General features: G+C 69.3%; 13 protein-coding genes and 3 pseudogenes. 10 read left to right on the forward strand and 6 right to left on the reverse strand.

Annotated features, from left to right (window positions below; all coding sequences use genetic code 11):
* Positions 1-120, reverse strand: a pseudogene (locus tag ACZ7NC_RS42410) (IS6 family transposase); the annotation flags it as partial.
* 80 nt (positions 121-200) lie between these two features.
* On the opposite strand from ACZ7NC_RS42410, the pseudogene ACZ7NC_RS42415 reads away from it, so the two are divergent.
* Positions 201-431: pseudogene (locus tag ACZ7NC_RS42415) on the forward strand (transposase); the annotation flags it as partial.
* A 28-nt stretch (positions 432-459) separates the two neighbouring features.
* On the opposite strand, the gene ACZ7NC_RS42420 reads toward ACZ7NC_RS42415, so the two are convergent.
* On the reverse strand, positions 460-684 hold the full coding sequence (locus tag ACZ7NC_RS42420; RefSeq protein ID WP_471497176.1) for a hypothetical protein: 225 nt from the start codon (positions 682-684) through the stop codon (positions 460-462).
* A gap of 72 nt (positions 685-756) precedes the next feature.
* Between ACZ7NC_RS42420 and ACZ7NC_RS42425 the strand changes: the two genes are divergently transcribed.
* The 6 genes and pseudogenes from ACZ7NC_RS42425 to ACZ7NC_RS42450 all read left to right on the forward strand — a co-directional run bounded on the left by ACZ7NC_RS42425 (position 757) and on the right by ACZ7NC_RS42450 (position 5,502).
* Positions 757-1,203, forward strand: coding sequence for a single-stranded DNA-binding protein (locus ACZ7NC_RS42425; protein ID WP_471497202.1), 447 nt, complete (start codon positions 757-759; stop codon positions 1,201-1,203).
* Between the two features lie 49 nt (positions 1,204-1,252).
* Positions 1,253-2,341: an SEC-C metal-binding domain-containing protein gene (locus ACZ7NC_RS42430; RefSeq protein ID WP_471497178.1), complete on the forward strand. Its 1,089-nt coding sequence runs from the start codon at positions 1,253-1,255 to the stop codon at positions 2,339-2,341.
* Between the two features lie 101 nt (positions 2,342-2,442).
* Complete coding sequence (locus ACZ7NC_RS42435; protein WP_471497180.1) at positions 2,443-2,652, forward strand: hypothetical protein; 210 nt, start codon at positions 2,443-2,445, stop codon at positions 2,650-2,652.
* A gap of 140 nt (positions 2,653-2,792) precedes the next feature.
* A pseudogene (locus tag ACZ7NC_RS42440) lies at positions 2,793-3,803 on the forward strand (carboxylesterase family protein); the annotation flags it as partial.
* Positions 3,804-4,282: 479 nt separating this feature from the next.
* Positions 4,283-4,864, forward strand: coding sequence for a hypothetical protein (locus ACZ7NC_RS42445; protein WP_471497183.1), 582 nt, complete (start codon positions 4,283-4,285; stop codon positions 4,862-4,864).
* Between the two features lie 401 nt (positions 4,865-5,265).
* Positions 5,266-5,502 (forward strand): hypothetical protein, encoded by a 237-nt coding sequence (locus tag ACZ7NC_RS42450; RefSeq protein ID WP_471497185.1) that lies wholly within the window; start codon positions 5,266-5,268, stop codon positions 5,500-5,502.
* A gap of 120 nt (positions 5,503-5,622) precedes the next feature.
* On the opposite strand, the gene ACZ7NC_RS42455 is transcribed toward ACZ7NC_RS42450, so the two are convergent.
* Entirely contained in the window at positions 5,623-6,438 is an 816-nt protein-coding gene (locus ACZ7NC_RS42455; protein WP_471497187.1) for an AfsR/SARP family transcriptional regulator, read from the reverse strand.
* A 268-nt stretch (positions 6,439-6,706) separates the two neighbouring features.
* On the opposite strand from ACZ7NC_RS42455, the gene ACZ7NC_RS42460 reads away from it, so the two are divergent.
* A complete protein-coding gene (locus ACZ7NC_RS42460) occupies positions 6,707-7,627 on the forward strand; it encodes an AraC-like ligand-binding domain-containing protein (RefSeq protein WP_471497189.1) in 921 nt (306 codons plus the stop codon).
* 39 nt (positions 7,628-7,666) lie between these two features.
* On the opposite strand, the gene ACZ7NC_RS42465 is transcribed toward ACZ7NC_RS42460, so the two are convergent.
* The 3 genes from ACZ7NC_RS42465 to lanKC form a co-directional block, all read right to left on the reverse strand.
* Positions 7,667-7,876, reverse strand: a complete 210-nt coding sequence (locus ACZ7NC_RS42465) for a hypothetical protein (protein ID WP_471497191.1) — start codon at positions 7,874-7,876, stop codon at positions 7,667-7,669.
* Positions 7,848-9,161 carry an MFS transporter gene (locus ACZ7NC_RS42470; RefSeq protein WP_471497193.1) on the reverse strand — a complete coding sequence of 438 codons (1,314 nt, stop codon included), beginning with the start codon at positions 9,159-9,161 and terminating at the stop codon, positions 7,848-7,850. The genes ACZ7NC_RS42465 and ACZ7NC_RS42470 overlap by 29 nt, the downstream gene beginning before the upstream one ends.
* Before the next feature lie 113 nt (positions 9,162-9,274).
* Positions 9,275-11,836 (reverse strand): class III lanthionine synthetase LanKC, encoded by a 2,562-nt coding sequence (lanKC, locus tag ACZ7NC_RS42475; protein WP_471497195.1) that lies wholly within the window; start codon positions 11,834-11,836, stop codon positions 9,275-9,277.
* Positions 11,837-12,254: 418 nt separating this feature from the next.
* Here lanKC and ACZ7NC_RS42480 point away from each other — a divergent pair, with 418 nt between their 5' ends.
* Together ACZ7NC_RS42480 and ACZ7NC_RS42485 are read left to right on the forward strand one after the other, a co-directional pair.
* A complete protein-coding gene (locus tag ACZ7NC_RS42480) occupies positions 12,255-12,428 on the forward strand; it encodes a hypothetical protein (protein ID WP_471497197.1) in 174 nt (57 codons plus the stop codon).
* A 507-nt stretch (positions 12,429-12,935) separates the two neighbouring features.
* The gene (locus ACZ7NC_RS42485) at positions 12,936-13,283 is read left to right on the forward strand and encodes an STAS domain-containing protein (protein WP_471497199.1); all 348 of its coding nucleotides are present in this window, start codon (positions 12,936-12,938) and stop codon (positions 13,281-13,283) included.
* The last annotated feature ends 458 nt before the right edge of the window (positions 13,284-13,741 follow it).

The following is a 13,741-nucleotide window of genomic DNA, read 5'->3' on the forward strand; positions in this document are numbered from 1 at the left end:
GCGTTCAAAGAGGAGCTCCTCAACCTCGCGGAACGAGAGAGGGACACGGTGATACAGCCACACAGCGTGACTGATCACCTCAGCCGGGAACCGATAGCCCTTGTACGACGGCGTCTCCACGACCAGCCCCTCCCCCAACGATCCACACCAAGATCATCCCACCCCGCTCCTCAACCTGACGACGCCCCCGCAGCGGCCAGGACAAGCTCGAGCAGTGGATCTGCGACACGGAGAACGGCCCGCTGCCCGACTTACGGGGCTTCGCCGCCGGCCTGCGCAAGGACTTCGCCGCAGTCCGTGCCGGGCTCTCGCTGCTGTGGAGTTCCGGCCCGGTTGAAGGCCATGCGAACCGGATCAAGATGCTGAAGCGGCAGATGTTCGGCCGCGCGAAGCCGGACTTGCTGCGCAAGCGCATCCCGCTCACGACCTGACCGATGCCGCAGTCCACCGGCGTGGGGCTCAGGAACGGCCCGACATGCCGGCAGCGGCCAGCAAGTTCCGGACATGGTACGGCTCTTCATCTGCACGGGAGGCGATCACGGGGACGGATTCGCCCGAGCGGTACGCGGCAACGATGGCCGCACTCAGCCGCCGGCGGGCCTCACGCACCGAGCGTTCCGCCGCACGCAGGCTCTCAGCCGCCTCCTTCGGCGTCCCCGGAGCATCGTCCTGATCCTGGTTCATGGGGTTATCGTGCCACCCGCCGGACCGGGCCCGATATCGTGGGGCGGACAGGAACAACGAGGGGTGGAGCGCGTGGCGGGCGAGACGCTGGTGACCGTGGTCGGCAACCTGACCGCCGACCCTGAACTGCGGCACACCAATTCCGGACTGCCCGTCGTGAACTTCACGGTCGCATCGACTCCCCGCTCCTTCGACCGTGAGCGCAACGAATTCGTCGACGGGGGACCGCTGTTCCTGCGCTGCTCACTCTGGCGCCAGGCCGGCGAAAACGCGGCGTCAAGCCTCACCCGGGGCACCCGTGTGATCGTCACGGGCCGCCTCAAGCAGCGCACCTTCGATGACAAGGACGGCCAGCGCCGCACCACCGTCGAAATCGACGCCGAGGACGTCGCGGTCTCCCTCACCTACGCCACTGCCCAGGTCACCAAGACCTACCGCGCCGCCCAGCCCCCGGCAGCGGCGATGCCGGCACCGGCTCCGGCCGCAGCGGACCAAGGCCGCGATCCCCACCCGTTCTGAGCCGCGGCCGGCACACCCGCCGGCGCCGCTTCGCCGATAGTGTTCTCGTATGTCCCGCAACCGCCGCCCCGCACGCCGTCAGCCCGTCCCCGTCGAGCGGACTGACACCCAGCAGGCCGAAGAGCTGGAAGCCCTGGCCCGGAAGTTTCCCCAGGACCAAGAGGAACTCCTCACCGAGGCCGCCGAGTTTTACGGCCGCGCAGGCCAGCACGAGAAGGCGCTCGCTCTCTACCAGCACGTCTTGGATGCCGCCTGCCAAGAACCCCACCTCATCCAGGCTTTCCGCATCGACACGCTCTGGAACGCAGGACGCACCAAGGAGGCCCGCGAAGCGGCCGAAGCTCTGCGCCGCCAGCACCCCGCCCAGGCCGGTCCCTGGGAGATCATCGCGGAGATGTTCGAGGTCGCGGACCACCTCCACGATGCCGCGGACTGGCTCACCGCCGGGGTGACCCATCTCCTGGGCCCCGCCGCCCCTCTCTCCGTCGGCGCTGTCCGCGACGCGGCGGACGGCAACGGCATCGAGATGCTCATCATCAGCCGCCACCGCGTCCGGCGCCGCCTCGGCCAGCCTTGCGACGACCTCGACCAGCTCGCCCACAACCTCTACGCCGACCGTCCGGCACAACTTCGCGCGACCAGCACTCTCGACGACCTCCACAACCCTGACCTGCGAGAAGCGGCAGGCAACGATCCCCAGGCCCTGATCGCCTCGATCGAGAAACTGTCCCGCGAGGTCGAAGCCCGCCGGGCTACCCTCTCCCGCCCCCGCCTGACCTGCGCACTCTTCTGGAGCCCCGAGGAGTTCGCCCAGCTGCTGGAGGCATGGCCCGAGCTGGCCGACCACTACGGCGCCGAGCACCACGAACACATCCGCCACATCGAGCAAATGCTCCAACGCCTGTCCAACGAAGGCGAACCCCACCTCGGCATCGCGCACGGCACCATGAACGACTTCGAGTCCTTCACTCGCGAAGAGAACCTTTCCCCGCAGGACGGGAACACCCGCGCCCACTACGCCGCCGACCTCGCAGCCCGGGGCCAAGCCAGCCCATGGCCACCACCCCGCAACACCCCCTGCTGGTGCGGCTCCACGCGCAAGTACAAGAAGTGCTGCGGCAACCCCGCCCTCACCTGACCAAGATCCACACGGGGTCTTTCACCAAACTCGCGACAGAGCCACAACTACATGGCCATTGACAGGCCGGGGCGGGAATCCGCTGGCTGCTGGAACCGTCTTTGATCGAGCAGGCGACAGTTGCCATTCGCCGCGAGGCTCCCGCGGCCGCGGGAGCGGAGCGTGACCTGGCCACCCGCTTGCTGGCGACCTTGTGGACGGCTGGAATGGTGGCCGGCATTGACACCGAGGACTGGATCCGCAACGCCCCGGAACTCCCCGGGATCTGCTTGCGCATGGCCGCGCAGGCGGACCCCGGGCCTTCCCGGTGAGAAGCACCGGCGAGGCGGTTTTCAGCGCCGGTCTGCCGCCGTGCAGGACATCAGACGGCCGCGGCGCTATGGGCTTCCTCACCCTTCCCGGCACCACCGGAAACCTCGCCCTGCTCGACTAGCAGCAGCCACTACGCTGGGTACAGGCCAATATCGGCCACTTCGGCGGCGACCGCACCCAGGTCACCATCGCCAGCCAGTCAGCGGGCGGCGGCGCGGTCTGCGCCCAGCTCGCCTCCCCCGCCAGCCACGGCCTGTACCGGGCCGCCATCGTCCAGAGCGGCGCCTACTCCGACTGCGCGGGCAAGACGCGCCAGACGGCCGTGACTGACGGTCTCGCCTTCGCCGCGAAGCTGGGCTGCACCGAGCCCGCAGACGCTGCCGCCTGTCTGCGGGCCAAGCCCGCCAAGGACATCCTCGACGCCCAGAGCGGTGGCCCCGAGACCTGGAACTACACCGTCGGCGGCGACGAGCTGCCGCTGCAGCCAGCCGAGGCATTCACCACCGGCCGCGCCTTGCGCGTCCCCGTCATGAACGGCGCCAACAGCCACGAAGGCCTGAGCTTCGCCTACGACACTTTCGACCGCTGGGGCACCCGCCTGACCGCCGAAGCCTACCCGAAGGCCCTCACCTCCACCTTCGGCCAGCACACCGGCGCCCAGGCCCTGGACCGCTACCCGCTCAGCGCGTACGAGCGGCCCGGCTACGCCTATGCCGCTGCCTTCGGTGACCAGCTCTTCGCCTGCCCGGCACTGCGGACCAACCCTCGCCTGGCCGGGCGCGGCAGCGTCTACGCCTACGAGTTCGCCGACCGCACCTCGCCCCTGCCCGTCGGTGTCCCTGCGGGCACCGACTTCGACTTCGGCGCCACCCACGCAGCCGAGCTGGACTACCTGTTCAAGCCGTACGGCCGCGCCGCAGATCTCAACGCTGAACAACGCACCCTGGCCACGCACATGACCGCCTACTGGGGCTCCTTCATGCACGGCTCGGCGCCGCACGCCGAGGGACAGCCAGCCATGCCGGAACAAAGCACCAGTGGAGGCCCGGTACTTCAACTGCGCACCGCCTCCGCAGGCGGCAACACCACCACAACAACCCTGCCGGAAGAACACAACTGCGACCTGTGGGACGCCGCCGCCAACTCCTGACCCCGGCAGCCAAGGGAGCGGCAACCGACTGTCCCCACATAGACAGGGTGTCCCGCGGCCTGCGGCCCGGCCGCAGGCCGCGGGACACCCTGCGCACTGCAGCGCCTCCCCGCCTCGCCCAGCCGGTCGACGGCGGCGTATACGCGACGGGGACTTCAGCGATGTGGTCTGTCATCTGCGGACCGTAGGGGGTTGCTGTCGTACGACGAGATGGCAAAGACAAAAACGACGCCTTCGGCGGCACCTGGAAAGAAGCCCTCCAGGCCTGTTGCCGCCGACCTCAGCTCGGCCGTGGATTGGGTCGTGCGCCGCGCGTGGGCCTCCTGGCGTGCCCAACTCGGGTACTCCGAGGGATTTTGCCCAAGCCGTCCGACGAGGCCGCGAGCCGGTCTCTCACAGGGTCGAAGTGGGGAGACCTCCAGCGTGTTGCCGGAATCGCGCTCCGCCGTGGCGCTACCCCAACGCTGCTCGTCGAGCTGATGACCTCCGACATCATCCGGCGCAACCAGTGGGGCGAGGAGACGTGGAAGGCCGACAATGTGGCCGTGCTCGCCGCTCACCGGCTGTGGCGCTGGATCAACGCCCACCCCGACGCCCCGCACTACGCCCGGCGGACGTTGCGGCCGCAGGCCGCCCACGTCACCGCGTGGGACAACCCCACCCCGGCCGAGGAGCGGGCCCGCCTTGCCCGTGCCCGGCGGGCCCAGGACGCCCAGCGGGCCCGCATCGAGGCCTTGGTCTTGGAGGCCGAGGCCCGCGCCGACGCCCGCCGCAGGCGTCAGGAGACCGAGCGGGCCGAGCTCACCGACCGGTGGGGACTGGACCGGTACGCCCAGCCGTCCGCGACCCGGCCGCCCGCCGCGACGAGGTCGAGCGCCTCCGCGCCCAACGGCGCCGGGGCCGAGCCAAGGTCGACCCGGGCGATCGCAGCCGCGCGGCCGCGATCGAGAGGGCACGGGCCGAGAAGCGAGACCGCCGCCGCGGTGAGGGGTGGTCGTGAACCAGGCCTCCGCCATGGGCATCTCGGGGTGGGAACGTCCGCGTGGTTGGCGAAGAACTGAGCCTCCGCACGCATCCAGTCGAGGCACTCGGCAGCCGCCTCTACGTCGCCGTGATCGAGATGCACGGTCATCTGGCCGTGCATCCGGTGATATTTCGGCCGCCGTTCTGCCTCCTCGAACCGCACTTGCAGGAAGTCGTACCAGTGCCCCGCCTCAGTGCGTAGCCTGTCCGAGGCCGTGCCGCCGAAGAGACCCCGCGCCTGCGCGGCCGTCTTGATCCGTACATCGGCCATGCCGTGCTCCTTTCTGGGGCGGCCGTCGTGGTTGACCCGCCGTTCACCGAGATCAACGAGCGGCCAGCGCGAGGCACACGCCTCCACGGGGCCGACGGATCCTTACGCGCCGGTTTTGACTCCGAGGTTCCTCAACCCCTTGTCAGTGCCCCGTACGACACTGGGCGCATGGCGAGATACCCGCGCGTCCGGTGCCCCGTGTGTGACGACGAGGTGGCCGGCGTGCCCACCTGGCGCACCGGCATGGTCAGCGTCCATGACCACAAGCGCGAGCCGCGCGCTTTGGTGCTGTGCCCCGGCTCGATGACCCACGTCCCGAAGGCTGACGCTCTGGCCTGGCAGGACCAGTTGTCCGAGGATCTGCCGGGTGCGACGGCGGCCGTTGAGACGCTCCCTCTGTTCTAATCCTGTAATCCTGTGTTCATCTGTCGGGCTGAGGTCGGGTAGGCCCGCCGCCCGTACATCAGACGCCACGTCAGCCTGCCCACTAAGGGGGAGGAGATACGCGCGAAACGGGCCAATTGGTCACGCTGTGTCACTCCTAGGGTGAGGCCTGTCCGTAGCGCCATGACGATCCGTGACGATCGTAGGTTCTGGGACCGGTAGTGTGCCGAGGTCCGGTTCCTGACGGAGGATCCGCTGATGGATGCTGACCAGCGGGGGTGAGGGTTCCACCCCGTACGCGTCGACCAGGACGGACCGCGCGTCCTCGAACGCGCCCAGCGCCTCGGCCTGCCGCCCGGACCGGTACAGAGCGATCATCAGTTGGCCGCGGAGCTGTTCCCGCACCGGGTGGGCGCGAACCAGTCCCTCTAACTCGCCGACGAGTGACCCGTGCTGCCCGGCGGCCAGCGCCGCCTCGATGCGGTCCTCCACCACGGTGAGCCTGAGCCCTTCCAGCCGCACCGCCTCGCAACCGACCACAGACAGGCCCTCGAACTCCGCCAGGGCAGAGCCGCGCCACAGTGCCAGGGCCGCGGTGAGCAAGTCGTGAGCCGGCCCGGGGTGTCTCTCGGCCAGGGCCTGGCGTCCCTGGGCGGCGAGCCGCTCGAACCGGACCGCGTCGACCGCCTCCGGGTCCATCGCCAGCTGGTACCCCGGCGGGCGCGTGACCAGCACCTCCCCACAGCCACCGCGCGGATCTGCCATCGCCCGGCGCAGCCGCGAGATGTAGGTGCGTACGGTCCGGTGCGCGTCACCCGGCGCCCGCTCCCCCCACAGCTCGTCGACCAACGCCGCCACGCTCACCGTCCTCCCCACATCCACCAGGAGCCGGGCCAGCACGCCCCGCACCTGCGGTCCGCCCAGCGGCATCGCCCTGCCGTCCCCGACCGCTTCCAAGGGACCCAGTAACCTGAACTCGAATCTGCCCTGCTGGGTCGCCACCGGCGATCCCCTTCCCCGTCGACGTTTCACCCTCAACTCCCGCTGCCTGTACGGTGACAGGCGTTCGATCTGTACCCTCCAGGGTGTACGATTCCGCGCGTGCGGGCGTTGCAAGGGCTGCGCGGTTCACTTGCCTGTTGTGCAGGAGTCGGCCTGTGGACCCACCACGTCGGGGTTGGGGGCACTGATGGTCCCGCACGGATCAGCGCGACAGATAGCGCGGGTGGACAGCTTCACCGACTGGCGCGAGCTCATCTGCGAGGCGTTCCTGTCGCTGACGCCGGAGTCGGACCGGCGCGAGGGATTCACCGGCGCAGTTACCCAGTGGCAGTTCGCCAACCTGAGCCTGGCCAGGATCGACTCCCGACGCCAGCAGGTCAGCCGCACCGACCGGGACATCGACCGCGCCCCGCGCCGTGGCTACTATGCCAACCTCCAGCTGCAGGGGGCCAGCGGGATGACGCAGCAGGGCCGTTCGACCGTGCTACGGCCCGGTGACCTGGCGGTGGTCGACACCTCGGAACCGTTCGCCTTCGACTTCCCCGAGGCGTTCGTACAGCTCTCGCTGTACCTGCCCGGCCCGCTGCTGGAGAGCCAGCTTGGGCAGGGCGTGCCGACCGCGACCCGGGTGGACACCCGTGCCAGGGTGGGTGCCGCGGTCCGGCACGCGCTGGGCGCGTTGAGCCGCGGCGACCTCGCCCCGCAGACTGCGGCGCGACTGGCCGCCCACACCTGTGGACTGATCGCCGTGGCCCTGGAGCAGCCACTCGCCGCCAACATCCCGGCGGTGCGAGGCGACCGGCTGCACCGGGCCGCGTTGGACGACATCGACGAGCACCTCACCGACGACGACCTCTGCGCGCCGGCCACCGCCCATCGCCTGGGGGTTTCGGCGCGGCTGCTCTACGCGGTCTTCGCCGGGCAGCAGCGCAGCTACGCCACCGAGGTGCGGCATCGCCGCCTGGAGCACGCCTGGCGTGAGCTGCAGGACCCGGCACGGTTACACCTGCGGGTCATCGACGTGGCGGTGTCGGCGGGGTTCGCTGACGTCACCAGCTTCCACCGGGCGTTCCGGCGCGAGTACGGGTGTACCCCGCTGCAGGTGCGGGAGGCGGCAACGGGTCCGGCCGGTGGGAGCAGCTGATCGGGTGCTCCCACCGGCCGGACAACTGCGCTGCGTGTGTCAGGAGATGACGATGTGAACGAAGGCGTTCACGGAGTTGAGGCACTGGTCGCCGGTTCCGTTGTCGTGCGCGTAGTACCCGTTGTCGTCGTAGGTGTTGTTCTGGTAGCCCAGGACCAGGCTGCCGCCCCGCCCGCCGACCACGAACTGCCGTCCCACGACGTCCACCAGCCGGGCCAGGTTACCCGTCGCGCCCGGGATGGTGATCAAGCCGGGGTGCCTTTAAGGAAGCTGTCAGAACGACGGCACCGATGACGATCACGGCGCCGAATACGAGGAAAGCGATCGCGTGCCCGAACCGGTCGGCCACGAGGCCGCCGGCCAGCGGACCGATCGGCTGGGACGCCATGGAAATCAAGTTCGTGGCGGAGCTCACCCGGCCTGTGAGCTTCTCGGGGGTGAGCTGGAGCAGCTCGGTGCTGAACGCGACATTGCCCACTGCTGTGACGCACAGGACCACGGCCAGCAAAGCGCCGATCAGCAGCGGCGCGGTGACCGCCGCGAGCAGTGGCACGATGACGCCCGCCGTCCAGCAGCAGAGGGTCACCGCGGACCGGGTGTGCTCGAACGCGCGAAGCCGTGGCGCGAGCAGAGCACCGACGAGCGAGCCGACGGCGGCCAGTGCGATAATCGCTCCGCTGGAACGTCCACTGGGGTCCGTCCGGGCACCCGTGGTGAGCGCCACCAGCATGACTCCGCCGAACGCCGCGTTGAGCCCACCGCCGAACACGACCAGGACTGTTCGCACGTAGCGCTGACGCCACACGAACTGCAGTCCGGCCACCATGTGCCGCGGAGTGAGCGGGCGTTCTGTCCGGCCGGGTGCCGACCGTGCCCGAATCGCCAGCAGGCACAAGAACGACACGAGCAGACTGCCTGCCATGGCGGCGAACGGCACCGCCGGTGAAACCCCGAACAGCAGACCGCCCAGCAGCGGGCCGGCGACCGCGGCTCCAGCCTCCCGTGCCTGCAACCGGGACAGTGCGGGGCCGACCTGGCCGGCGGGGACGACCGCACGCAGCAGCGCGTTGGTCGCCGGGAGATACACCAGGCCCTGGACTGAAACCACCGCGACGGCCGACAGCATCAGCCACAGCATCGGATTCCCGGCCAGAACCGACATGGCCAGCGTGACGGACACCGCCACCCCGGCGAGCTCACAACCGAGCATCAGCCGTCGGCGCTCGACGGCATCCGCGACCGCGCCGGCCGGGATGATCGCGGCGACCAGGGTGATGCCGGCGACCGAACCGACCAGCCCGGCCTCGGCCGGGGAGCCCGTTTCCCGAAGGACCAGCAGCGGCAAGGCGAGTGTCCACATCCGGGAACCGAGGTTCGCCAGCAGCCCGCCGAACCACAGCAGCCGGAAATCACGGTTCCTCCGCAGCGGAAGGCCGGTCGTCGTGCCGTCCACGCCGTTGCCTCCTCGACCGCGGCAGGGCGACGCGGTTTGCCGACTACACCTCGGCAGTGACAAACCGCGCCGTTCCCGCACAACTCAGAACCGGAAGTTGGTCTTGCTAGGGGACTCGAAGCTGAAGCAGCTCCGGCTGTCGACCGCGTCGGCCACAGCAAGGTTCTGCAATTCCAGAATGGACGCCATTGTTTTCACCTCCCCCGCTTGACTAGCTGGGCTGTCGGCGACCGCAGGTCGAGGAGCGGCAGAACCGCCGCCGTACCCTCGTACACCGCGTGCAGGGCCAGCAGGATGCCTGCCGAGCCCATCGCCAGGTCCATGGAGACGCGCTGCAGCTGCTCGCCGGGGAACGCCAGGTTTCCGCTGCGGTCCAGGGCGTGCCAGCCGAGCCGTCGCACGTGTTCCCGCAGCGCGGGACCGTCCTCTTCGATGCCGAGTTGCGCGATCAGCGCGATGATGCCCGCGCGTCCGCTGAACATCCCGGGCTGGTAGATGAATGGCACCGAAAAACCCCGCCGGATACCGGCCAGGATCCGGTCCAGCTCGGGATCGTCGCGTCGCCGCAGGTACTCCCGGACGACGAGCCCGACACCCCCGCTGCCGCCGTCGAGGTAGAACAGATAACGGTGGCCGTCCCGGAGCTGGAAGGTGCCGTCCGGAAGCAGTTCGCCCCGATCGAGGTCGGCGCGCAGCGCCCGGTGGGCGAGATCCAGATAGCGGGATGCACCGGTCTCCTCGTGCAGCCGGAGGAAGAGCACCGCCATTCCGGCGGGCCCGCGCAACAGGCCTTGGTCACCTGTCCATTTCGTCCGCCCCATCAGCACGTCGGCTGCGTCTTCGCCGGCGCGCAAGGCGGCCTCACGTAGTTCGTCGTCACCGGTGGCGTGCGCGAAGTGCAGTAGGTTGAGCGCCCGGCCGGCCGTCCCGGCGTAGAGGTTCGTCGAAGACCGCAGGTGGTCGAACTGCCGGGCCGACTTCAGCATCTCCAGTGCCTCATCGTGTCTGCCGAGCGTGTCGAGCACCGCGGCGACGCCGTGGGCGCCGGTGTAGAGCCCATGCGGTGGCCGTCCGGGTGATTCCCGGGCAGCACGGACCAGCCAGGTGATGTAGTCCTCCGGTACAGCGGCGCCGACCTGGTGGAGCGCGAAGAGCACTCCCGCGGCGCCGTGCGCGATCCCGGCACCGCCGGTGCGGAACTGGGCGGGTCCGCCGGGGAACAGCCGATCCGGGCGGTCCGGCGTGGCGCTGGCGTGGATGCCCGCGACCAGGGAATCCCGGATCCGGGGCCAGGACGGGTGTTCCGTCATGAAGAACTCGGCGGCCTCGTCCCGCCCGAGCTCTGTGCCTTCGGGGTTCAGCGTTCGCATCAGCTCGGTGCCCAGCTCGGCGGGCATTCCCTCGGTCTCGCAGGCCTGCCTGACCAGCGTCGTGACCTTGCGCCGGTCCAGATCGATCAGCTGGTTGGACATTGTGAACAGGTAGAGCCGAAGACAGCTCAGGGAGTGGAGATCCACCGCTGCGCCGGTCGCGTCGGCCGGGGCGGTGAACCCCGGCACCGCCACGTCCTGCGGCGCCTCATCGGTCAGATCAGTGGCGAACTCGAAATCCACGAACGCTATCCGGCCGTCCGGCCGGATCAGGACGTTCCGCGGATGCAGGTCCCCGAAGCCGACTCCGCGGGCGTGCACAGCCATCAGCGCCCGCGTCACCCGATCGAGAACTTCGACGGCCCAGGTCCGGTATTCGGCGATCTGCGCGGCAGTCGGTGCCGGATGCACCATGGGCCGGTGACTCTGGATGGCCTCCAGCAATGTCATACCGTCCACGTACTCTTCGACCATGAAGTGGTGGTCCTGCACCACGAGGTAATCGAGGAACCGAGGCACGCAGTCGAGCCCGGCGAGCCTGAGCAGCGCGGTCCGCGCCAGGCCCAGCCGGGCCACCGCGTCCCGCTCGTGCCGGTCGACGCCGGCGTGCGGCCGCGCCTCCCGGAGCACCACCTGTGTACCTGATCGATCCTTGGCGAGGTAGATGCCCCCAGCGTTGGAGAAGTGAAGCGCCTTTTCCACCTCGTAAGGAAGTGCCGCGTCGCCACCCGAGCGCAGAGCTTCCAGATGGGGCTCCAATACCTCCGGCACCCGGACCCATTCCGGCATGGTGAAAACCGGTGCCCGGCGATCAGGGACGAGATTTCCGCGCGGATCCTTGATGGCCAGTACCGGTCGGTCGTCGTCGCCCTGGCACCACATTTCAGTGAACGCCCCGTAACGCACATAGAGTGGACCAGCGCCGATGCGCAGATCACCCAGGACGTACGGACCGGTCATACTGCCGAGCCGGTCGCCGAGCGTCTCCAGCGCGTGGGCGAGTTGCACCTCGTCGCGCGGGTACAGCGTCGCGAGTTTGCCGCTGGTGCCCCGCGTCGCGTATTTCGCGTTGGCCAGCAGAACCGCGTCCCGGCTGCGCAGGAACTTGAAACTCATTGCGTTCGCCACGCAGTAGTCCCAGACGGCGTCGAGACACTGCGGTGTTTCGGCCAAGGTCACCGAAACATGGATCTTCCACCCCTGGGAGGGGGCGGCGGCGTGGGGCGCGTGGAGACCGACCCACATGTCCCATTCATCACGCTGCCAGCCGCCGGGAACAGGACGGTCCGCCAGAACAAACCGGTTGCCGGCGTCGTCTATCCGGTCCGGTGTCTCGAAGAAGGTGTCGTCCGCCAGGCAGTAGGCCCAGTAGCTCTGCTCATCCATTTCGGTCCCCGTTCTGATGCGGAGGCGAACGCATCGCCGTCACTGCCGAACCCCGCTGCACGATGTGGTCGATGTTGGCAGTCGCCGTCGACAATCCGTCGACAACCGGTCGACAGGTGGATCAGCTCGGTCCGGAGACCCCGTCCCGGATGGTCGAACAGGCCGGCCAGATCGCCGAACGGATCCGCATCCGGCTGCCGACGATCACCGCTGCGCTGTCACAGGCCACCGAAGGCGCGGGCAGCCGGCTCAGCCATGGCGGTTTCCGCGGGCTGCTCGGGTTGGCCAAGCCGACGCCGAAGTCACTGCGCGGCAGCTCTGGTCGCGGGCCTGGGCGCCCGAAAGGGCAGCCGGGTGTCACGCTGGCCCAGGTCGCAGACCCGGACCACGAGGTGGAACACCCGCCCGAGGGGGGGGCGTGCACGGGTTGCGGGGCGCCCGCGACCTCGCCACGCTGGCCCCGCGCCCGCCGGCGGTCGACCTCATGGCCGCGCTCCAGCAGTCCGTACGCGATGGCCAAGCCGACCGCGGCGAAACCGAGGAGGACTCGACGACGCGTACGAGGAGAAGAACCCCGACATCGACGTCGTAGATGAGTCGCCGCTCGCGCGCCCACCCCGAGACCCCGCGTCCGGCCCTGATCTCGGTACCCGGACGGACGAATGCTCGGTCAACCCACCACTGCCCAGCTCACGCGCCTCGTTGCCGAGCCATAAACGGCGCTGGCGCTCGGTCAAGTGCGGCCGGTACGACGCGATCACGGGAAGCGGAAGCACGGCAGCGGCTATCCGCCGGGCGTCATCGGGTCGGATTTGCCGATGCCGCGGTGGCCGGCGCGGCCCCCGGGCATACCCCGCGAGGGCGGCAGCGTGCATGCCTGCGCATTTTTCCTTGGGGGCGTACGCGGAGCGGGTAATGGTTCTGGTTTTCGTTGTCGTGCTGCCGGGGCGTGCATGGTGCCCCTTGCCGTGGTTTGTGCGCCCGGTTTCGTGCGGCACTGGTAGCGGTGCGAGTTCTTGTGGGGGTGGGCTGGTTGGGTGGGAAGGGTCCGGCGGGACGGTCTCGTGGACGGCCGGGGCGGGGCGGTCGGTATCGGCGCGTGTTCCTCTGGCACGTCCCTGCCGCTCCGCCGCCGCTCACGGTTGAGGCGGTTGATGTGGCGTGTGTGGTGTTGGTGCGGGTGTGCGGTGAGCTGGATGTAGGCACGGTGCCTCGCCTGGCTGCCGTTCTTGGTGAGCTGGAGGGGCGGCACTGCGAAGTTGACCTGGCCGGGGTGTCGTTCATGGACTCCGCCGGTATCGCACTGTTGCTGGGTCACCGGCGCCGTGCAGGGGCGGCGGGGGGAAGCCTGCGTGTGGTGGGGGTATCACCTGCCGTGAGGCGGATTCTGGAGCTGACCGCAACTACCTCCGTCTTGCTTGCCGACCCTGGCTTCCCATACCCCTGATCCCGTCCGGCGCCGCTGCTGTCAAGGGGCCTGACATACCCGAGTTCGGCCAGCCCGAAGGCCCGCGCGGTGATGCGCCTCCCAGCCGGTCGACGGGCTACGGCCCCTGCGTGACCCGGACACGGTCGACCTCGACGATGACGACGGCACGGTGGAATGAGCCGGGCGCCGGGCGGGGGCCGTCACACTCCCGGGGCAGCGCCAGTATGGCTCCGGGATTGAACTGTAGCGGCGGCTCCGCTTGTGAAGGTCGGGCGCGACTCGGACGGCTTTCACGCGGCAGTCTGGGTTCCCGGCCCGGGAGGCATGGAATCCAAGGGGAAGGCCCCAACTACCTTTGCCCACCAGCGAAAAGCCGGCCCGGTACTACAGGGGAGGTTCGTGTCGGCTAGCGGGGTGATTCGTTGAGCCTGGTGTGGAGAAGACGCTGCGTGATGTGGAGTTGTGGGCGGAGTGGT

The organism is Streptomyces sp. NPDC111802 (assembly GCF_055634335.1).